Annotated in this window: 12 protein-coding genes; 8 read left to right on the top strand and 4 right to left on the bottom strand. The window is 71.5% G+C overall.

What is annotated here, in order from left to right:
• Positions 1 to 45 precede the first annotated feature (45 nt).
• A complete protein-coding gene (locus M9979_RS03560; RefSeq protein WP_254287957.1) occupies positions 46 to 3,624 on the bottom strand; it encodes a PAS domain S-box protein in 3,579 nt (1,192 codons plus the stop codon).
• A gap of 228 nt (positions 3,625 to 3,852) precedes the next feature.
• On the opposite strand from M9979_RS03560, the gene M9979_RS03555 reads away from it, so the two are divergent.
• From M9979_RS03555 to pelF, 8 genes are read left to right on the top strand one after another with little or no spacing between them, the layout of a single operon-like run.
• A complete protein-coding gene (locus M9979_RS03555; RefSeq protein WP_254287956.1) occupies positions 3,853 to 7,248 on the top strand; it encodes a M10 family metallopeptidase C-terminal domain-containing protein in 3,396 nt (1,131 codons plus the stop codon).
• Positions 7,249 to 7,270: 22 nt separating this feature from the next.
• The gene (gene pelG, locus M9979_RS03550; protein WP_254287955.1) at positions 7,271 to 8,668 is read left to right on the top strand and encodes an exopolysaccharide Pel transporter PelG; all 1,398 of its coding nucleotides are present in this window, start codon (positions 7,271 to 7,273) and stop codon (positions 8,666 to 8,668) included.
• Positions 8,668 to 9,543 carry a glycoside hydrolase family 191 protein gene (locus M9979_RS03545; RefSeq protein WP_254287954.1) on the top strand — a complete coding sequence of 292 codons (876 nt, stop codon included), beginning with the start codon at positions 8,668 to 8,670 and terminating at the stop codon, positions 9,541 to 9,543. Before pelG ends, M9979_RS03545 begins: the two co-directional genes overlap by 1 nt.
• Positions 9,540 to 11,288 (top strand): hypothetical protein, encoded by a 1,749-nt coding sequence (locus M9979_RS03540; protein WP_254287953.1) that lies wholly within the window; start codon positions 9,540 to 9,542, stop codon positions 11,286 to 11,288. The genes M9979_RS03545 and M9979_RS03540 overlap by 4 nt, the downstream gene beginning before the upstream one ends.
• Positions 11,285 to 12,745, top strand: a complete 1,461-nt coding sequence (locus tag M9979_RS03535) for a hypothetical protein (protein WP_254287952.1) — start codon at positions 11,285 to 11,287, stop codon at positions 12,743 to 12,745. Before M9979_RS03540 ends, M9979_RS03535 begins: the two co-directional genes overlap by 4 nt.
• Positions 12,742 to 13,683, top strand: coding sequence for a hypothetical protein (locus tag M9979_RS03530; RefSeq protein ID WP_254287951.1), 942 nt, complete (start codon positions 12,742 to 12,744; stop codon positions 13,681 to 13,683). The genes M9979_RS03535 and M9979_RS03530 overlap by 4 nt, the downstream gene beginning before the upstream one ends.
• The gene (locus M9979_RS03525; protein ID WP_254287950.1) at positions 13,680 to 14,480 is read left to right on the top strand and encodes a hypothetical protein; all 801 of its coding nucleotides are present in this window, start codon (positions 13,680 to 13,682) and stop codon (positions 14,478 to 14,480) included. The genes M9979_RS03530 and M9979_RS03525 overlap by 4 nt, the downstream gene beginning before the upstream one ends.
• Positions 14,477 to 15,952 carry a GT4 family glycosyltransferase PelF gene (gene pelF / locus M9979_RS03520; RefSeq protein WP_254287949.1) on the top strand — a complete coding sequence of 492 codons (1,476 nt, stop codon included), beginning with the start codon at positions 14,477 to 14,479 and terminating at the stop codon, positions 15,950 to 15,952. Before M9979_RS03525 ends, pelF begins: the two co-directional genes overlap by 4 nt.
• 159 nt (positions 15,953 to 16,111) lie before the next feature.
• Here the strand turns inward: pelF and M9979_RS03515 are convergent, their stop codons facing one another.
• Genes M9979_RS03515 through M9979_RS03505 form a run of 3 tightly spaced genes read right to left on the bottom strand, consistent with a single transcriptional unit; the run spans position 16,112 to position 20,845 of the window.
• Positions 16,112 to 17,725, bottom strand: a complete 1,614-nt coding sequence (locus tag M9979_RS03515) for a TolC family outer membrane protein (RefSeq protein ID WP_254287948.1) — start codon at positions 17,723 to 17,725, stop codon at positions 16,112 to 16,114.
• Positions 17,715 to 19,079, bottom strand: a complete 1,365-nt coding sequence (locus tag M9979_RS03510; RefSeq protein WP_254287947.1) for an HlyD family type I secretion periplasmic adaptor subunit — start codon at positions 19,077 to 19,079, stop codon at positions 17,715 to 17,717. Before M9979_RS03510 ends, M9979_RS03515 begins: the two co-directional genes overlap by 11 nt.
• The gene (locus M9979_RS03505; RefSeq protein ID WP_254287946.1) at positions 19,076 to 20,845 is read right to left on the bottom strand and encodes a type I secretion system permease/ATPase; all 1,770 of its coding nucleotides are present in this window, start codon (positions 20,843 to 20,845) and stop codon (positions 19,076 to 19,078) included. Before M9979_RS03505 ends, M9979_RS03510 begins: the two co-directional genes overlap by 4 nt.
• Between the last annotated feature and the right edge of the window lie 5 nt (positions 20,846 to 20,850).

Genomic DNA, 20,850 nt, shown 5'->3' with positions numbered 1-20,850 from the left:
GCCGGGGGCAAGCCCAGGCGGCGCGAGGCTGCCCGCGATCGACCGTCATCGGTTGCCCAGCATGCCGCGGATCCGGGTCGCGAGCGCATCGACCGCGAACGGCTTGGTCATCATCTCCATGCCATGGTCGAGGAAGCCGCCGCGCACCGCGGCATTCTCCGCATAGCCGGTGACGAACAGGATCTGGAGCTCGGGCCGGCTTTGCCGCGCGATCTCGGCGAGCTGGCGGCCGTTCATGCCGGGCAGGCCGACGTCGGATACCAGCAGGTCGATCCGCCGCGGCGATTGCAGGATCGGGATCGCGGTGCGCGCATCGTCGGCCTCGACGACCTGATAGCGCAATTCCTCCAGCACCTCGCGCACGATCAGCCGGACGGCGGCATCGTCCTCGACGATCATCACCGTCTCGCCCGCACCCGCCGGCGCCTCGCGCGGTTCGGCCCGCGCCGGCTGCGCCTCGCCCTCGAAACGGGGGATGTAGAGGCGGATCGTCGTGCCGCGGCCCAGCTCGCTCTCGATACGGACGTGGCCGCCCGACTGGCGGACGAAGCCGTAGATCATCGACAGGCCGAGGCCGGTGCCCTGGCCGACCGGCTTGGTGGTGAAGAAGGGTTCGAACACCTTCTCGACCGTTTCCGCCGACATGCCGGTGCCGGTGTCCGCGACGCTCAGCATGACATAGTCGCCGGGCTCGACCTCGGCATGCTCGCTGGCGTAGCGCGCATCGAGGTGGACGTCGGCGGTCGCGATCGTCAGCCGGCCGCCGTCGGGCATCGCGTCGCGCGCGTTGATGCACAGGTTGAGCAGCGCATTCTCGAGCTGGTTGGCGTCGGTATGCGCGGGCGCCAGCGGCACGGCGAGCCGCGTGTCCAGCGCCACCTGTTCGCCGAGCGTGCTGTGCAGCAGCGATTCGATGCCGGTGACGAGTGCGTTGACGTCGATCGACTGGAGATCGAGCGACTGGCGCCGCCCGAAGGCGAGCAGCCGCGCGGTCAGCGCCGCGGCGCGCTGCGCCGAGCTGTTCGCCGCCTCGATATACCGATCGACGCGGTCCATCCGGCCGCTCGCGATATAGCGCTGGACGAGGTCGAGGCTGCCGATCACGCCGGTCAGCATGTTGTTGAAATCGTGCGCGATGCCGCCGGTCAGCTGGCCGACCGCCTCCATCTTCTGCGCCTGGCGCAATGCCTCTTCGGTGCGCATCAGCGCGGCGGCCTGTTCGCGCTCGCCGGTGATGTCCCGGCCGACCGCGTGGATGAAGCGATCGTCGGGCACCGCGGTCCACGAGATCCAGCTATAGCTGCCGTCGCGATGGCGATAGCGGTTCTCGAAGCGCAGCGTGGTGCGCCCGCTTTCCAGCTTGCCGACCTCCGCCACCGTAGCGTCGCGATCGTCGGGGTGGACCAGGGTGAGGAAGTCGTCGCCGATCAGTTCCTCCGCGTCCCAGCCGAGCAGCGTCGACCAGGCGGGGTTCACCGCCGCGACCCGTCCGTCGAACCCGGCGACGAGCATGACGTCGGTCGACAGCCGCCACATCCGGTCGCGATCCTGCGTCCGCGCCTCGACCTGATCGGACAGTGAGGCGTTGAGCCGGCGCAGCCGTTCCTCCATCGTCTTGCGGTCTGAGATGTCGCTGAAGAAGATCGCGACGCGATGGTCGGCGGGATCGCCGGTGCGGATCGCGCGCACGTCGTACCAGCGACCGAAGACGTCGGCGGGATTTTCGAAATGCGCCGGCTCGCCGGTCCTGGCGACATGGCCGTAGCGGTCGAACCAATGCTGTTCGAGGCCGGGGGCGACCTCGCTAACCCATTTGCCCAGCCAGTCGACCAGACCGGTCTGCCGCTCGAACGCGGGATTGCCCTCGACCAGCCGATAGTCGACGGCGACGCCATCTGCGTCGAACTTTATCTCGATCACGCAGAAGCCGACGTCGATCGCCTCGACGACGGTGCGATAGCGTTCCTCGGCATCGCGCGCGGCGGCGGCGGCCAGCGTGCGGTCGGTGACGTCGGCGCCCTCGACGAAGATGCCGGTGACCGCGCCGGACGCGTTGCGGATGGGCTGGTAGACGAAATCGACGTAGCGGTCGTGGACCGGTTCGTCGGGGCCGGCCTGCACCGCATAGTGCAGGCCGCTCGCGGCATAGGGGACGCCGGTCCGGTAGACGCCGTCGAGCAGCGCGACATAGCCCTGCGCGGCGGCATCGGGCAGCACCTCCGCCACCGTCCGGCCGATGACGTCGCGGTGGTCGACCAGCCGGGTATAGCCGGGATTGGCGCGCGCGAAGCGATGCTCGGGCCCTTCGAGCAGCGCCATGAAGGTCGGCGCCTGTTCGAACATCTGCGCGAGCAGCTCGCGTTCCGCGGCCAGCGCCTCGCGGGTGCGGACGCGGTCGGTGATGTCGAGCGCGACACCGGCGAAGCCGATCGGATGCCCCGTCGCATCACGCTGGATCTCGCCGCGGCGGGCGATCCAGCGCAATTCGCCGGTGTCGGCGCGACGGATGCGATATTCGACGTCGAGCGGCGCGGTGCCCGCGGCGCGGGTGTCGGCGGCGGACACCAGATGGCGGTCCTCCGCCACGACCAGCGCCTCGAACGCCGTGGCCGGCAGCGTCTCGCACACGTCGAGGCCGTACAGGCGGCAGAATTCGGGGGTACCGTGCAGGACGCCGTCCTCGCCGACCTCGAAGATGCCGACGCCGCCGGCCTCCTGCGCCCAGCGCAGCCGGCCTTTCGCCTCGGCGAGCGCGGTGGTGGCGCGATTGTCCTCGGTACGGTCGCGCAGCGTCTGGACGAAGCCGCGGTGCCGGCCGTCGGCATCGCGCAGCGGCGACAGCGTGCCGCTCGCCCGGAACCGTTCGCCATCGCCGCGTGCGTACCAGCGTTCGACCCCAGCGCCGCCGTGCGCGACCGCATCGCGCATCGTCTGCGCGACCACCGCCACGGCGTCGTCGTCGGCCAGGATCACGGCGAGGCTCTGCCCGACCATATCGGCTTCCGGCCGGGCGAAGATCGCCTCGGCGCCGGCGCTCCAGTCGGTGATCCGGCCGTCCATGTCGGTGACGATGATCGCGGCGTCGCGCGCGCTGTCGACGATCGCGCGGTGGCGGGCACGCTCGCGCTCCGCCTCCATCGCGGCGAGCCGCAGGTCGAGCGCGGTCATCACCTGCCGCGCCAGCGTCCGCAGCGCCTGCTGCTGCACCGCATCGAGGTCACGCGGGCGATGGTCGAGCACGCACAGCGTCCCGATCGGGTGCCCGTCGCCGGTCTTGAGCAGCGCGCCGGCATAGAAGCGCAGATGCGGTTCGCCGGCGACCAGCGGGCTGTTCGCGAAACACGGATCGGCGGCGGCGTCGGGGATCAGGAGGAAATCCTCCTCCAGCAGGGCCCTGACGCAGAACGAGGTTTCGAGCGGGGTGGAGCGGACGCCGAGGCCGACCTCCGCCTTGAAATACTGGCGGCCGTCGCCGATGAAATTGACGATCGCGATCGGCGCGCCGCAGATCGCCGCGGCGAGCGAGGCGATCTCGTCGAACGCGGGTTCGCTCGGCGTGTCGAGCACGGCATAGCGCGAAAGCGCCGCGAGCCGCCGGGCCTCGCGTGGGAAAGCGTCGTCCATGGCGCCATCCCTTAGGCGAGCGTCGCGCGCGGACCAATGGCATGTGCGGTTTTCCGAAGGGGCAATCGGCCGTTGTCGCGGCCCGGTGCCGCATTGGCACAAAAATTAACGCTTCTTCCATGTTTTGGCGGGGTGCGAAGCCGCCGGGGTTCCTGCTAGGGGATCGCCCTATTTTCCGTGCTCACGCCAGCGAACACGGACGACCAGGCGACGGAACGGGGACTTTCCATGGCGAACGCAGCGACGATCACGCTCGACGGCAACCTCAACGACTGGACCGCGGGCGATCGGATCGACCGGGGGCTGGGCGCGGGCTATGCGATCTACGCCAAGGCCGACGGCACCGATTTCGTCTTCGCGATGACCGCGCCGACCGCGATCGGCGCGAACACCACCGCCTGGCTCAACACCGATCGCAACGCGACGACGGGCTATCAGGTGTTCGGCTTCGCCGGCGGTGCCGAATATAACGTCAACTTCGCCGCCGACGGCACCGTGTCGCTGTTCAAGGGCGGTGCGGGCGAGACGTTGGTGCAGGCAGGATTGCAGGCGGTGTGGAACGCCGATCGTACGACGGTCGAGTTTCGCGTGCCCAAGGCAGCGATCGGCAATCCGCAGGCGATCGACACGATCTACGACGTCAACGACAGCGTCTATTTGCCCGGCAATTACTCGTCGACGCCGTTCACCGTCTTCAACGATACCGGCGTCACCGCCGCCGCCGATCACCGTATCGCGATCGTCTGGTCGGAGACGACGGCCAACAACTATTTCAGCAAGACCGCCTATTCGCAGCTGTTCATGGCCGCGCAGAGCCAGGCGATGCAGGCCGGCGTGCCGTTCGACATCCTGCAGGAAAGCGACCTCACCAGCCTGGCGACGCTCGCCAAGTACGACACGATCGTCTTCCCATCGTTCCGCAACGTCGCCGCCGACAAGGCCGACCTGATCGCGCAGACGCTGGAGCAGGCGACCAAGCAGTTCGGCATCGGGCTGGTCGCGGCGGGCGAATTCATGACCAACGGCGCCGACAATGCCGCGCTGGCCGGCGACAGCTATGCGCGGATGAAGCTGCTGTTCGATGCGACGCGCGTCACCGGCGGTTTTCCGGCGGACGTCACCGTCAAGGCGAGCGACCCGGCGCATCTGGTGCTCGACGGCTATACCGACGGCCAGACCATCCGCCAGTATACCGGCGTCGGCTGGAACGCGTTCGAAAGCGTCAGCAAGACCGGCACGACGATCGCCACCGAGACGGTGAACGGCCAGAATTACGCCGCCGCGCTCGCGACGCAGACCGGCGGGCGCAACGTGCTGTTCTCCAGCGAAGCGGTGATGGCCGACGACAACCTGCTGCAGAAGGCGATCGATTATTCGGTCCACGGCAGCGGCCTGTCGGTCGGGCTGCAGATGACGCGACAGAGCGGCATGTTCGCCTCGCGCACCGACATGGACCAGAGCCAGGAGAAGGACGAGGTCAATCCGGCGAACAACGCGCCCGGCATCTACGACAAGCTGATCCCGATCCTGACCGAATGGAAGACCAACTACAATTTCGTCGGCAGCTATTACGTCAACGTCGGCAACAGCCCGACGACGGGGCAGAGCACCGACTGGGCGGTGTCGCTGCCCTATTACAAGGCGCTGCTCGACATGGGCAACGAGCTGGGCTCGCACAGCTATACCCACCCCGAGAACACCAACATCCTGACCGACGAACAGATCAAGTTCGAATTCGGCCAGTCGCGCGCCGAGCTGGAAAAGCAGCTCTCCGCCTTCCTCGGCAAGACGGTCAGCGTCGGCGGCGCGGCGGTGCCGGGCGCGCCCGAACAGATCGCGACCAGCCAGGAAATCCTGAAGTACGTGACGTACCTGTCGGGCGGCTATTCGGGCGTCGGCGCAGGGTATCCCAATGCGATCGGCTATATGACCCCGCAGAACGCCGCGGACGACAAGGTCTATATCGCGCCCAACACCTTCTTCGACTTCACGCTGATCGAGTTCCAGAAGAAGACGGTCGCCGAGGCGCAGGCCGAATGGGCGAAGGAGTTCGCGACGCTGACCAAGGGCGCCGATGCACCGGTGGTCGTGTGGCCGTGGCACGATTACGGCCCGACGATGTGGACCAGCGACGGCACGATCAGCGGCTATACCAAGCAGATGTTCACCGACTTCATCGCGCAGGCGGCCGCCGCCGGCATGGAGTTCGTGACGCTCGCCGACCTCGCCAACCGGGTCAACGCCTTCCACGACACGACGATCACCTCGACCGTCGCCGGCGACACGATCACCGCGACCGTCGGCGCGACGACGGGCACGTTCAGCCTCGACGTCGATGGCCAGGCGAGCGGACAGGTGATCCAGAACGTCGCCGGCTGGTACGCCTATGGCGCGGACAAGGTGTTCCTGCCCAAGGCGGGGGGCACCTTCACGATCACGATGGGCGCGGTCGCCGACGACGTGACGCACATCACCGCGCTGCCGATGCGCGCCGAGCTCGTTTCGGTGAGCGGCGACGGACGCGACCTGTCGGCGACTTTGGTCGGCGAAGGCACGATGACGGTCGACCTGAAGGCGCCCGGCACCGACTGGGCCACCGTCACCGGCGGCAAGGTGGTCAGCCAGATCGGCGAGATCCTGACGGTCGACATCGGCACGATCGGCACGCACGACATCCGGATCGGCCATGAGGCGAACGTCGGCCCGGTGCTGACCTCGTTCGGCGGCGGCACCACCGGCACGCTGTCGGTCGCGGAGAACACCGCGGGCGCGCTGACCACGATCACCGCGACCGACGCCAACATCGTCTGGGGCGATTCGATCAAATATTCGATTCAGGCGGGCGGCGACGGCAGCGCCTTCACGATCGACGCCACCACCGGCGTGCTGAAGTTCGTCAATGCGCCGGATTTCGAGGCGCCGACCGACGCCAACCACGACAACGTCTATGCGGTCACTGTCGTCGCCACCGACGCGCGCGGCGCGATCGACACGCAGACGCTGTCGATCGGCGTCACCGACGTGGTCGGCATCACCAAGACCGGGACGATCTTCGCCGATACGATCACCGGCACCAGCGAACAGGACGTCATCGACGGCGGCTGGGGCAACGACGTCCTCAACGGCCTCGGCGGCAACGACCGGCTGACCGGCGGGCTGGGCGACGACCGGCTCGACGGCGGCGCGGGCAACGACTGGCTGAACGGCGGCGACGGCAAGGACGTGCTGATCGGCGGCGACGGCGACGACACGCTGATCGGCGGCCGCGGCACCGACACGCTGACCGGCGGCGCGGGCAAGGACATCTTCCGCTTCGAGAGCACCGCGGACAGCGTCGCCGGTTCGGCGCGCGACGTCATCACCGATTTCCTGAGCGGCACCGACAAGATCGATCTGTCGGCGATCGACGCCAACAGCTCGATCTTCGCGCGCGGCGACCAGGCGTTCACCTTCATCGGAACGGGCAAGTTCACCGCCGCCGGGCAGCTGCGCTACAGCTACCAGATGATCGGCGGCAAGGAATATACCGTGGTCGAGGGCAATACCGACATCCTCAATTCCGCCGATTTCTCGGTCGCGCTGCTGGGGCATCACAATCTGACCGCAAACGACTTCTTCATGTGATCGGTGGCATGAGGCCGCCGATATGGCCGGCATAGGGTTCCAGCTCGCGAAGACCGCACGGGAGGGGGGCGTCGGCGGGATCGCCGGGGCCGCCGCCTTCGGTGCGCTCATCAGCGCCGGGCCCTGGCTGATGACCGCGATCGCCATGGTATGTCTGCAGGCGTGGACGGCGCGGCATCTGGAGGGGGCGGGCGAACGCGTCGTCCAGACGGTGCTGGTCTATGCGTTCAGCCTGTCGGCGCTGGCGGCGGCGCCGATCGGTATACTCGCGACGCGGATGGCGGCAGATCGCATCTTCGCGCGCGACGCGGCGGGGGTGAACGGCATCATGCTGGCGGCGCTGGCGGCGGGCGGGGTGATCGCGCTGGGCCTCGGGGCGTTCGTGTTCGGCGTGCTCGCCGCGCTGCCGCCGGGACAGGCGGCGTTCGCGACGCTGACGCTCGCGTGGCTGACGCAGGTGTGGATCGCCGCGCCGCTGCTGACCGCATTGCGCCGCTATCGCGCGGTGCCGCTCGCCTATCTGCTCGGCATCGTCGCGGGCGGCGGCGTGCTGGCGCTGCTGCCGCGGCCGGGCGTGACGCTGGTGCTGGCGGTGATCGCGGTCAGCGTCGGGCTGACGCTGGCGGTGATCGTCCGCGCGATCCGCCGCCATTTCGTCGCGGTGCCCGCGCTACCCGCGCCCGATGCGATCGCGCCGCGTCTGGCACAGATCGTCGCCGCCGCCGGCGTCGCCGCGGTCGCGGCGATCTGGATCGACAAATGGCTGCTGTGGTTCGGGCCGGACAGCGTCGCGGCGATCGGCCGGCTGCGGCTCAACCCGATCAACGATTCGGGCAGCTTCCTGGGGCTGCTGACGATGGTGCCGGGGCTGACGCTGATCCTGATCGTCGGCGAGACGCGGTTCGACCGCGCGTTCGGCGACCTGATCGCGCGCTGCACCGGCACGTCGACGCTCGAGCGGATCGAGGAGGCGCGCAGCGGAGTCACCCGCACGCTGCTCGACGCGCTGCGGCTGCTGGTGCTGGTGCAGGCGCTGGTCGCGGCGCTCGCCTGGGTGCTGGCAGTGCCGCTGCTCGACCTGATCGGTGCGGATACGCGTGCGATCTTCGCGTTCCGGCAGACGTCGCTGGGTGCGGTGTTCCACCTGATCGCGATCGCGGCGACGGTGGTGCTCGCCTACTACGATCTGTTCGGGCGCATCCTGCTGACCTGGGCGCTGTTCGCGATCGGCAGCGGCATCGCGACGCTGGCGCAATGGGATGCGGGGTTCGCCGCCTTCGGCTGGGGCTATATGGCCGGCGCGGTCGTCGGCGCGTCGGTCGGGCTGGCGCTGGTCGCGGAGGCGACGGTCAACCTCACCTATCTGCTGTTCGTCGGCAACAACCCTTCGGTGGTCGGCCATGGGGGGCGGTTGCTGTGATGGCGCGGCGGCGAATGCTCGCGCTCGGCGCGGCGGGGCTGGCGCTGGGGTTGCGCGCGATACCGGGTGCGAGCGCGGAACGAGCCGGCGGCGGCAGGGACGACGGCTGGCGCTGGGGTGTCGATTACGGCGCGGCGACCGATCCGGCGCTGGCGCGCACGTTCCGGCTGCTGGTGCTGGAGCCGCATCATGCAAGGCCCATCGCGCCGCTGCGCGGGCCCGGCAGTCGGCTGCTCGGCTATGTCAGCCTGGGCGAGGTCGAGCGCAGCCGGCCGTATTTCGCCGAGCTGGATGCGGCGGGCGCGCTGGGGCCGGCCAATCCGAACTGGCCCGACGCGCGCATGTTCGACCTGCGCCATCCGCAGGCGCGGCGAATCGTGCTGGAGCGGATGGTGCCCGAGGTGCTGACGCTCGGCTATGACGGGATCTTCATCGATACGATCGATAGCGTCGAGGCGATGGAGGCGCGCGATCCGATCGGTAACAAGGGCATGGTCGCCGCCGCGGCGACGCTGATCGGCGAACTGCGCGCACGCTTTCCCCGGATCGGGATCATGCTCAACCGCGGCTATGCGGTGCTGCCCGCGGTCGCGCCGCAGATCGACTATCTGCTGGCCGAGGCGATGGCGTCGCGCTGGAATTTCGCGGCCGGCACGTATGAGATGGTGAGCGACGCCGACTGGCAGTGGCAGGCGGAGCGGCTGCGCGCGGCGCAGGCGCGCAACCCGGCGCTGGTGATGGCGACGCTCGATTACTGGAACCCCGACGAACCCAAGCGGATCGCCGCGCTGTACGCGCGTGAGCGGGCGGCGGGGTTCCGCCCCTATGTCGCGACGCTGGCGCTCGACCGGCTGATCGCGGAGCCGGCGCGATGATGGCGGGCGTCCGACCCGGGCGGCTCGCGGTGGTGGTGCCGGTGGTGACCGGCGTCGGCCTGCTGGTCGCCGCGGCGCTGCTGCTGCCCGGCCGGCTGGAGGTCGATCAGGCGGAGCGGCGCGCGCTGCCCGAGCCGGCCGCGACGGCGGTCTCGTCGCTGCCGCCGGTCGCGACCCCCGCGCCGACGCCCGTACCGTCGCCGCCGCGCCCGCTGCCACCGGCACCGCCGTCGCTCGCGGTGCTGATCCCGACCGCCGATGCCGCCGATCTGGCGGCGCTGACCGCGCGGCTGATCGGCGAGGGGCAGAAGGTGTCGACCGCGCAGGTCGCCTACGATCTCGTCGCGCGGCGGAGGCCGGCGGTGGCGCTCGCCTATCTGGCGGCGCGGCCCGACGGGTCGGCGCCGGCGACGTGGCGGTTGCGTATCGACCTGCTGCACAAGGCGGGCCGTCATGCGGAGGCTGCGGCGCTGGTCGCGGCGGCGGTCAAAGCCAAGGGTGCGGTGCCGCCGGCCGATCTGATCGCCGCGGCCTATGCGATCGACCAGCCCGATCTGGTGATCGCCGCGGCGGCGAGCGGCGCGATCCCGCCGCCCGATGGTGCGCTGGCGCTCGATCTCGCGCGGCGTGCCGACAAAGCAGGGCGGGGCGACTGGATCGTGGCGCTCGACCGGGCGACGCGGGCGGACTGGCGCGCCGCCGATCCATGGCTGGCGATCCGCGTCGCGGCACGCAACGGCGATAGCGCGGCGGGCCTGCGCGCGGCGGCGCGGCTGCCTGCCGACCAGCGCGACGCGGCGCGCGAGGCGATCCTGACCCGCGCCGGGGACAAGGCCGGGTTGCGCCGGCTGTTGTTGGCGCGCGCCGAGGCACCGGGGGCGGCGCGCGAGGGGATCGCCGAGCAGCTGCTGGCGGCGGGCTATCGCGACGATGCGGCGGCGGTGCTGCGCCGTGCCGCGGCGGGCGGGTCGCCGTCAACGCCGGCGGCGCGGCGGTTGCTGTACCTGATCGGGCCACGACCGGGGGCGGCGGACCTGGCCTGGCTGCGCGAGCAGGCGGGGCGGGGCAGCGCGGCGGAGCAGCTCGCGTGGCTGACCGTCTATGCCGACCGCGCGCGGCCGCGCGAGGCGCTGGCGACGCTGGCCGCGCATCCGCTGGGCGGACGCACCGACGTGTTGCTGCTGCGCGCATCGCTGGCGCGCGCGAGCGGCGACGATGCGGGTGCACGCGCGGCGGTGGCGGGACTGCTCGATGGCCGGCCGCTGGATGGTGCTCAGCTGCGGCGGCTGTCGGCGGTGGTGCCGGCGGATCGCGATCCCGCGCAGGCGGCGGCGATCGCGAAGCGGCGGATCGCCGGCGGCGTCGCGAAGCCGCGCGATGCGCTCGATCTCGCCTGGGCGGCGTGGAACGGCGGCGATGCGGCGGGTACGGTGCGCGGGCTGCAGCCGTATCTCGCCGCGCATCCGCGCGACCCCGGTGCGCTGCGGCTGATGGCGGACGCGCAGGCGCGCACCGGCGGCGCGCGGGCGGCGCGGCCGTGGCTCGAGCGTGCGCTGGCGACGACCGACGATGGGCGGACGCAGGTCGAGCTGTTGGAACGGCTGGGGCAGCGCGGCGAGGCGGTGGCGTTGGTGGAGCAATTGCGTGCCGAGGCGCCGCAGGACCGCTCGCTCGCCGCGCTCCACGCGCGGCTGCTGATCGCGCAGGGCAAGCCGGGCGCGGCGCAAGCGGTGCTGGCGCGATGATCGCCGCGCTGCTCCTCCTCGCCGATGCGCCGCCGCGCCTGGCCGTCCCGGCGGCGGTGTTCGCCGATGCGCAGGTCGCTTTGCCGTCCGCGCGGCTCGTCTGGCCGGCGGGCACGCGGTTGCGCGTCGAGGCGGGGGAGGGGGAACTCGTCGTCCGCGCCGACCGGCCGCTGCCTGCCGATGCGATCGACGCGTTTCGCGATGCGGCGGGAGAGGCGATCGGCGATCTGCGCTGGAACGACGACAGCCTCGTCCTGCGCGCCGCGCCGGGCAGGGACATGCGCTGGCGGCAGTCGGGGGTGACGGTCACGGTCGCCTTCGCACCGCCGCCCGTCGTCGCTGCACCGGTGACCGCTGGCGTCGACGAAGCCGCGATCGCGGGGATCGAGGCGGATGCGGCGGCGGGCTATCCTGGGCGGGCGCGGCGCGGGGCGCTGGCGTTGCGGCGGCGCTACCCAGACGACCGCCGCGTCGCGCGGCTGGTCGCCGATACGCAGGCCGCCGATGGCGACGTGCGCGGTGCGGCGCGGGGCTATCGCGCGCTCGATGCGCGGGACCGCTCGGCACGGCGCGCCATCGCCGCGGCGCCGGGCACCGCGAGCCTCGGCGTCGTCGCACGCGACGGCAGCGACATGGCGCAGGCCGAGTTCGGCGCGCGGATCGATGCCGCGGTGGACGACCGGATCGCGGTCGGCGGCGGGCTGCGCCATATCGCCAGCAAGGTCGTCGGCGCACGCAGCGCGGGTGCGAGCGTGGTCGATGCCTCGGTCACCGCCCGGCTCGCCGAAACGGTGCGCGTACAGTTGCTTGCCTCCGCCGCGCTCGACGATGCGGTGACCGGCGGCGGCGCGCGGCTGGTCGCGGGATCGGCCGACGCGCAATTCCGCGCGACGCTGACCGCGCACATGCCCGATTATTCGACCCCGGCGCAGGTGCTGGCGGGCGGCTATCTGTCACGTGCGCTGATCGGCGTCACTTATCGCCTGACCCCCGGCGTCGTCGTGCAGGCCGATGGCGGCGTGCAGCGCTACGGCCTCGCCGGCGATGGCGGCGCGAGCGACACGATCGTCGCCAGCGCGGGCGCCGATTACCTCATCCGCCGCCAGTTCCCCGCGCTCGGCCTCACCTATCGCTACGAGGCGGAATATGTGCAGCGGATGCTGCGCCGCGCCGATGGCGTGCCGGTGATCCCGCTGGCCAGCCGCGAGAACCATACGTTGCAGGGCTTCGCCAGCCTGCCGACCGGCGCGGTACAATGGACCGCGCTCGCCGGCTGGACGGTCGATCGCCTCGGCGGCGATGGCCCGACCGCGAGCCTGGGCCTCGCCGCGCCGATCGGCATCGGCTGGCGCGTCGAGGCCAGCGGCGGCATCACCTCGATCGCGCGCGCCGGCTTCTCCGGGCGGCAGCTGTTCGCGCGCGCCGCGCTGACCCGCAGCCTGGGGGATGCGCCATGACTCCCGCTACCCCTGCACGCTGGCGGCGACCGCTGCGCATCGCGGTCGAGATGGCGGTCGGCTTCGGCGGGCTCGCCGCGCTCGACTGGTTCCTGATCGGCGGGTTCGGGTTCGAACGCGTCCAGCCCAACCCCTATTGGCTGCCGGTGCTCGTCGCTGCGCTCGCCTATGGTACCGCGCCGGGGGTGATCGCGGCCGCGATCGCCTCGGCCTTGTGGGTGCTCGCGGGGCATCATCATGCCGGCGAGCGCGACTATCTCGACCATCTGTTCCATCTGTCGCTGCTGCCTCTGCTGTGGTTCGTCAGCGCGGTGGTGATCGGCGAGGTGACGATCGTGCGCACCGGGCGGCAGGCGCGGCTGGAACGGCGCGGCCGCGTCGCGACGCGCAACGTCGCGCGGCTGAGCGAGGCGTTCGACGCGCTGTCGCGCACCAACCGCCGGTTGCAGGTGCAGATCGCGACCGAGGCGGGGACGCTGGGCCATGTCATCGCCACCGCGACGCACCTGTCGTCCGCGGCGCCGGGCGAGCGGCGCGAAGCGATCGTGCGGCTGATCGCGCTCGCCGCCCGCAGCGAGGATTTCACCTGCTACCGCGTCGCCGGCGACGAGGCGCGGGCGTGGCTGCGCTCGTCGCAGTCGAGCGGGCGGCGCGACGTCCTGCCGGTAATGCTGATGGAGCGGCTGATCCGCCGCCGCGGCATCGTCCACGTCGCGCGGCGCAGCGACCGCGCGTCGCTGGACGGCGTCGGGGTCGCCGCGGTGCCGCTGATCGATGGCGCGGGCAGGCTTGCCGGTTGCCTCGTCCTCCATGCGCTGCCGTTCGCGGCGCTCAACGCCGGCCGCGTCGCCGAGCTGACCGAGATCGCGACGTGGCTGACGCCGCTGCTCGCCGACGCGCCGCGCACGCTGCATCGGCCGGCGGGGCTGGTCGCGTGACGGTGCGGCTGGTGGCGCTGGCGGTGCTCGATCTCGCCGCGGTGGCGCTGGCGGCGATGGCGGGCGCCGCGGGCTGGGGGCTGGCGGGGCATGCGCTGGCGAGCGGCGCGGGTTACGCGATCTGGCTGCATACGGCCGAGGACAAGGGCTTTGCCGCGGCGATCGGCGGCGTGCTGGGGCCGGTGGGGCTGTTGGTCGGACGCCCGTTCGATCGCCGGTCGCGGCCTGCGGCCAGCCACGCAGCGTTCGATCCCGCCACGCCGTCCCGTACGTCGAGCGGCGCGGGGCCATCGGTCGCACGGATGCTCGACGGGCGTATCCATCATGCCGCGCCGGAGACGCTGGGGTCGCTCGTCACCATCCTGCGCCATGGCGACATCGTCGCGCGGCGGCGGGCGCTGGAGACGGTGGTGCGCTCGTTCGAGCCGTCGCTGTCGCCGCTGATCGCGCAGGCGCTGACCGACGGCGACCAGACGATCCGTGCGCTCGCCGCCGCCGCCTCCGCGCGCGTCGCGCAGAACCTCGCCCTCGCGCGCAGCGGGGAAAGCGCCGGCCCGGCCGCCACCGCGACGCTGGCGGCGCTGCTCGCCGACCACGCGCGCGCCGACGTGCTGCTGTCCGATTCGCAGCGCGGGCATCTGCGCGAAGACGCGGTGGCGCTCGCCCCTGAGGGTATCGCCCTGCAGGTCGAGGCGGCATGGGCGGCGGGCGATTATGCCACGATCGACCGGCTGGCCGCGGCGGAGGATGCTCCAGACGATGTGGCCCGCTGGTGGCGATCGGAAGCGACGGCGTGAGCGCGGATGACGGTTACGACGCCGACGTCTGCCTGATCGTCGAGGGCGCCTATCCGTACGTGATCGGCGGCGTGTCCGGCTGGTTGCAGGATCTCGTCACGCATCTGCCCGACATCCGCTTCGCGATCGCGGCGATCAAGCCGAGCGGCGAATCGCTGCCGTTCCGCCTGACGCCGCCGCCCAATGTCGTCATGGTCACCGAGATCGCGCTCGCGCCCGAAGCGTGCATGCCGCGCGCCATCCCCGAGAGGATCGCGGTGCCGATCGCCGATGCGCTCGTCGCCTTCGTCGCGACCGGCGACGTCGGGCGGCTGGCGGCGTTGATCGACCTGATCGGCGGGATGCGCGCATCGGTCGTGACCGGCGATATCCTGGCGCATCCGGCGGTGTTCGCGCGGCTGCGCCGTCATTATCAGGCGATCCTGCCCAAGGCGTCGTTCCACCATTATTTCTGGGCGATGCGCGTGCTGCTCGGCGGCCTGCTCGCGGTGCTGACCGCGCCGCTGCCGCGCGCGCGGGCGTATCACACCATTTCGACCGGGTTCGCCGGGCTGCTCGCCGCGCGCGCGGCACGGGCGACGGGGCGGCCGGCGTTCATCACCGAACATGGCATCTACCTGCTCGAACGGCAGATCGAGGTGATGATGGCCGACTGGATCGGCGACCAAGTCGATACCGGCCTCGAGCTGGAGCGCAGCGTCCGCGACCTGCGCGACCTGTGGGTGCGTGCGTTCACCAGCTATGCCGAGGCGTGCTACGCCGCCTGCGACCCGATCGTCGCGCTGTATGGCGAGAATACGCTCGTCCAGCGCCGGCTCGGCGCCGCGGCGGAGCGGGTGCGCGTCATCCCCAACGGCATCGACGCGCGCCGCTTCGCCGCCTTGCCCGATGCGCGCGACCCGGCGCAGCCGCTCGTCGCGCTGCTCGGCCGGGTGGTGCCGATCAAGGACGTCAAGACCTTCATCCGCGCCGCCGCGATCGTCCATGCCGCACGCCCCGACATCCGCTTCGTCGTGCTGGGGCCGGAGGACGAGGACCCCGAATATGCCGCCGAATGCGCGCGGCTGGTCGCGGACCTCGATCTCGGCGCGGTGTTCGCCTTCGCCGGGCGGGTGAGGATCGAGGACTGGATGGCGCGGATCGACCTGCTGGTCCTCACCAGCCTGTCGGAGGCGCAGCCGCTGGTGATCCTGGAGGGCGGCGCCTGCGGCATCCCCGTCGTCGCGCCCGACGTCGGCAGCTGCCGCGAGATGATCGAGGGGCGCGGCGGTGACGATGTCGGCCATGGCGGGATCGTCACGCCGCTGGTCAATCCGGCGGCGACCGCGGCGGGGATCCTGGCGATCGCCGGCGATCCCGAACGCCGCGCCGCGATGGGTGAGACGATGCGCGCGCGGGTGCTGCGCGACTACGACCACGATGCGATCATCGGGTCGTATCGGGAGCTATACGGGTCGCTGATCGCGCGGTAGGCGATGGCTGCGGGGGAGCCAAAAGCGATCCGTCACCCCGGACTTGTTCCGGGGTCCACCCGTCCGCGAAACCAGACGTCTAAGCTTGCGGAACGGTGGATGCCGGAACAAGTCCGGCATGACGGAGGAGGGGTGTGACGTTCGAACCTCCCAATGGCGTCAGGACCCGCCGGTCACCACCGTATCGCTCAGATCCGTCGCCACCGGCCCGCGCAGCACCGGCACGATCGGCAACGCGCCGCCCATCGGCCCCGGCAACGTCTGCACTACCGCCGGCCGCACGCGCGCATCGACCGCGGGCGCCAGCACCGGCGCCGGCCGCGCCCGGCCGCTCGGCACCTGCGCGCGGTCGATGGGCGCGAGGATGGGGTCGAACGGTCCGAAGGTCTGCGCCTTCACCCGCCGCGTGTTGCGCGCCGGATCGTAGGCCGGCACGTCGCGGTCGATCGCCGCCGCCTGCAACCGTCCCAGCGTCGCCAACAGCCGGGCCTGCGCCGCATAAGCGGCATAGGTCGCGTTGACGAACACCACCTGCGCGGTGAGCAACCGCTGCTCCGAATCGAGCACCTCGAAATTCGACCGGAAGCCTTCCGCGAAGCCGCGCTGGACGCCGGTCAGCGCCGCCTCGGCGGCCTCGGTCGCCTCTCGCCCCGAATCCATCTGCGAATCCGCGGCGACCGCCTGGTTCCAGGCGTTCTGCGCCTCGGCGAGCGCGGCGCGCCGCGCGGTCTCGACCTCGAAGCCCAGTTGCTGGCGTTCGGCGACCGCGGCGCGGATGCGCGATCCGATCACGCCGCCGCTCAGCAGCGGCACACGCACGGTGACGCCGCCGGTGACCTGCGGCCCGGCGTCGCGCAGCTGGTAGGAATAGGGGCTGGCATAGCCGTAGCTGCCCGACAGCGCGACGATCGGCGCGCGTTCGGCACGCTGCGCGGCGATGCGCGCGTCGCCCGCCTTGGTCGCCATGATCGCCTGCCACAGGCTGGGGCTTTCCTGTTCGACGATCGCGAAAGCGGCGTCGAGCGAGGCGGGCAGGCCGGGCAGCGTCGGCGGCAGCGCGAGATTGCCGGGATTGCGCCCCACGACGGTGGCGAAGCGCGCACGGCTCGCCTGCAGATTGGCCGCCGCCTGCGCCGCCTGCGCGCGGACGATCTCGCGTTGCGCCCGCGCCTGCGCGATATCGGTGCGGGTCAGGTCGCCGCCCCGCTCGCGCGCGATCGCCTGCGTCAGCTGGCGGCCGTAGGAGGCGAGCGAGCGCTGCTGGATCGCGACCAGCGCCTGGTCACGGCGCACCGACACGTACGCGTCGACCACCTCGTAGAGGATGCTGTTCTCCGCCTCGCGCAGCCGCTCGCGCCCGGCCAGCACGCTGGCTTCGGCGGCGGAGACCTGCGCCGCGGTGCGCCCGCCGTTGAGCAGGATCTGCGACACGGTGACGCTGGCGCCCATCGTCCGGCTGCGCAGCGTGTCGAATTCTCCGAGCAACCCGCGCTGTTCCTGCGAACGATATTGCAGCGCCAGATCGAGGTTGGCGTTGAGCCGGTAAGGCGAGGCGGCCTGGACGATCTGTTCGTCGAGCGCGCGCAATTGCGCCCGCTGCCCCTCCAGCTGCGGGTTGGAGCGATAGGCGTCGGCGATCGCCTGTCCCAGCGTCTCGGGGACGCCGGGCCGCGCCTCGATATAGATCGGCGGCGGGTCGCTCTCCTGCGCCTGCACCGGCAGGGCGGCGAGCGCGGAGGCGGCGAGGAGGGTGTGGCGGGTTCTAGCGTTCATGGAGCGACCGTGAAAAAGCCTCGGTCAACGGATCGAGGAGATAACCCAGAGCGGTGCGCGAGCGCAGCTTGACCAGCACGCTGACCGGCACGCCGGCGCGGATGCCGGTGTCGCCGCCGCGCACCGCCTCGATCCGCGCGATCTGGTCGCGCGGCACCGCGATCTCGGCGCTGAAATAGCTGTGGCCGGAGGCCTCGTCGCGCAGCGCATCGGCGGAGACGGTGCGCACGGTGCCGGTCAGGATCGGCAGGTCGCGTTCGTGCAGCGACAGGAACTTTACCTCCGCCTCGCGGCCCGCGAACACGCCGTCGATATCGCCGGGCGCGAAATTGGCGCGCACCACCAGCGGCGCGGCGTCGGGGACGATATCGAGGATCGGCTGCCCCGGCTGGATCACCCCGCCGACCGAGAAGACGCGCAGGCCGACGACGGTGCCGGTTACCGGCGCGCGGATGATCGTGCGCGCCAGCTGGTCGCGCGCCGCGGTCCATTTCGGCAGCATCTCGTTGAGCTGGAACTGCGTGTCGCGGAGCAGCGCGGCGCTGTCCTCGACGTATTTGCGGCGGTTCTGCACCGCCTCGGCCCGCGTCTGGCCGATCTGTTCGCGCGCGGCAGCGGAGCGCGAGACATAGTCGGCATCGGCGCCGTCCAGTTGCTGGATCGACCGTTCGATCGCGCGCACCGTGTTGCGCGAGACATAGCCCTGATCGGCGAGCGCGCGGGTGCTTTCGAGCTGTTGGCGGAGCGAGGCACGCTGGCGAGCGGTCGCCTGCGCCTGCGCGTTGAAACCGTTGGTCTGTTGCGCGACGCTCGCCGCCTGCTGCTGCAGCACCGCGCCGTTGGCGGCGAGCGCGGCGGCGCGCGCAGAGCGCTGCGCGACCTGCAGCGTCTTCGCGCGATCGACCAGCCGGCGGTCGTCGCCGGTCGCGGTGGCGAAGTCCGCGGGCCATAGGATCGCACCGCCGCGCACGTCCGCCTCCAGCCGCGCGCGCTGCGCCTGCAGGTCGATGACGCTCGCGGCGAGCGCGCGTTCGCCGGCGGTGACCTCCGCGCCCTCGAGCCGGAAGAGCACGTCGCCCGCCTTGACGTGTGCGCCGTCGCGCACCGCCAGCGCGGCGACGATGCCGCCTTCGCGATGCTGGACGGTCTGGCGGTTGCCGGCGACGACGACCTGGCCTTCGCCAGCCGCCGCCGCGTCGAGCCGCGCGAACGCCGCCCAGCCGAGCCCGACGACGAAGAACAGGAAGGCGACGACCCCGCCGATCAGGATCGCATGGCGCGGCGAATCGTCGAGGCGCAGCCGCTCGGCGATCTGCCGGCGCGGGTCGTTGGACAAAGCGACCGGCGCGTTCATCGTTGGCCTCCCGCGGCGACGGGCGCGGGGCCGGCGGTGCGGATCACCTTGGCGCGCTCGTCGTAGATCTGGATCGTGCCGCCGCGCAGCACCATGATCTTGTCGACCGCCTGCAACAATCCGGTGCGGTGCGTCGAGACGACCACCGTCGCGCCGCGCTGGCGCAGCGCCGCCAGCGTCGCGACCAGCCGCGCCTCGCCCTCGCTGTCGAGGTGGGCATTGGGTTCGTCGAGGAACAGGATCGTCGGTTCGCCGAACAGCGCGCGGGCGAGCGCGACCGACTGGTTCTGCCCCGCCGACAACCCGCCGCCCTCCGCCGTCGACAGCATCGTCGCATAGCCGTGGCGCAGGCCCAGGATCACCTCATGCGCGCCGGCCGCCTGTGCCGCGGTGACGACCGCGGCGTCGAGGCCCTCGCTCTCACCCGCCAGCACCGCCTGGAAGCGCGAGATGTTGGTGTGCACCGTGGTCGGGAACAGCGACGGCGTCTGCGGCATATAGCCGATGTGCCGGCCCAGTTGTTCGCGGTTCCAGTCGGTCAGGCTGGCGCCGTCGATCCTCACCTCGCCGCTGTCGGGCATCACCGCGCCGGACAGGACGCGCAGCAGCGTCGATTTGCCCGCGCCGCTCGGGCCGACCAGCGCGACGATCTCGCCCGGCGCGACGGAGAAGCTGATGTCGGACAGCAGCGCGCGTTCGCCCTCGCCGGCGAGGACCGAGACGTCGCGCACGTCGATCCGGCCGACCGGCGCGGGCAGCGCGGTGGTGCTCGCGCCGGGGCCGGGCAGGCGGCAGAAGGCGTCAAGGTCGCGCCAGGCATTGCGCGCGGCGGCGAGCGGCTTCATCGCGCCGAGGATCTGCTCGACCGGCTGCAATGCGCGGCCGAGCAGCAGCGACGCGGCGAAGATCGCCCCGCCCGATATGTCCTGCCGGATCGCCAGCCATGCGCCCAATGCAAGGGCGAGCGACTGGAGCAGCAGCCGCAGGAATTTGGTCACCGCGAGGAACTGGCCAGAGGTGCCCGCGAGCGCCGCCTGCCGTCGCACCAGCTCGGCGCGTTCGAGCAGGTGGCGGGTGATGAGCGCGTTGCGCATGCCGAGCACGCGCGCGACTTCGGACCCGTGGATCGACACGTCCTGTTCGCGCGTCGCCAGCATCGCCCGCGCCTGCGTATCGCGCGCCGCGGTCGCGGTGACGCGGTCGCTGAGGATCGCGATACCGCCGAGCAGCAGCGCGCTGACCAGCGCCAGCACGCCGATCCACGGATGCAGCAGGAAGGCGATGAGGATGTAGATCGGCGCCCAGGGCGCATCGAACAGCGCGATGATCGTCGGCCCGGTCAGCGTGCCGCGGATCGTGTCGAAATCACGCATCGCCTGCCCGCGCTGCGCGGCGCTCGCATTGTCGGTGCCGAGGATGCGGAGCAGGATGCCGGGCGCCGCCTGCCGCTCCAGCCGCATGCTCGCGCGCAGCAGCAGCCGCATGCGCACCGCATCGAGGATCGCGAAGACGATCAGCGCGACGACGAGGATCAGCGTCAGCAGCAACAACGTCGCGCCGCCGCGGGTCGGCACGACGCGGTCGTAGACCTGCAGCATGAAGAGCGAGGGCGCGAGGTACAGGACGTTGACCAGCCCCGAAAACGCCGCCGCGAAGGTCAGGTGCCGCCGGCACGCCCGGATCGCGCCGGCCAGCACGCTGTCGTCGCGCCCGGGCGTCACCCGATCGGTGGGATTCGCGACAGGAACCGTGCGGAAAGCTGACATGGCCG

Origin of the sequence: Sphingomonas liriopis (assembly GCF_024211255.1) — a bacterium.
GTDB classification, from domain to species: domain Bacteria; phylum Pseudomonadota; class Alphaproteobacteria; order Sphingomonadales; family Sphingomonadaceae; genus Sphingomonas; species Sphingomonas liriopis.
Note: the sequence above shows the minus strand (reverse complement) of the source record. Positions and strands in the feature narration are given on the sequence as shown.

Coding starts and splice junctions, on each gene's coding strand:
- M9979_RS03560 (WP_254287957.1), bottom strand. CDS start 3,624: ATGGACGACGCTTTCCCACGCGAGGCCCGGCGGCTCGCGGCGCTTTCG.
- M9979_RS03555 (WP_254287956.1), top strand. CDS start 3,853: ATGGCGAACGCAGCGACGATCACGCTCGACGGCAACCTCAACGACTGG.
- pelG (WP_254287955.1), top strand. CDS start 7,271: ATGGCCGGCATAGGGTTCCAGCTCGCGAAGACCGCACGGGAGGGGGGC.
- M9979_RS03545 (WP_254287954.1), top strand. CDS start 8,668: ATGGCGCGGCGGCGAATGCTCGCGCTCGGCGCGGCGGGGCTGGCGCTG.
- M9979_RS03540 (WP_254287953.1), top strand. CDS start 9,540: ATGATGGCGGGCGTCCGACCCGGGCGGCTCGCGGTGGTGGTGCCGGTG.
- M9979_RS03535 (WP_254287952.1), top strand. CDS start 11,285: ATGATCGCCGCGCTGCTCCTCCTCGCCGATGCGCCGCCGCGCCTGGCC.
- M9979_RS03530 (WP_254287951.1), top strand. CDS start 12,742: ATGACTCCCGCTACCCCTGCACGCTGGCGGCGACCGCTGCGCATCGCG.
- M9979_RS03515 (WP_254287948.1), bottom strand. CDS start 17,725: ATGAACGCTAGAACCCGCCACACCCTCCTCGCCGCCTCCGCGCTCGCC.
- M9979_RS03510 (WP_254287947.1), bottom strand. CDS start 19,079: ATGAACGCGCCGGTCGCTTTGTCCAACGACCCGCGCCGGCAGATCGCC.
- M9979_RS03505 (WP_254287946.1), bottom strand. CDS start 20,845: ATGTCAGCTTTCCGCACGGTTCCTGTCGCGAATCCCACCGATCGGGTG.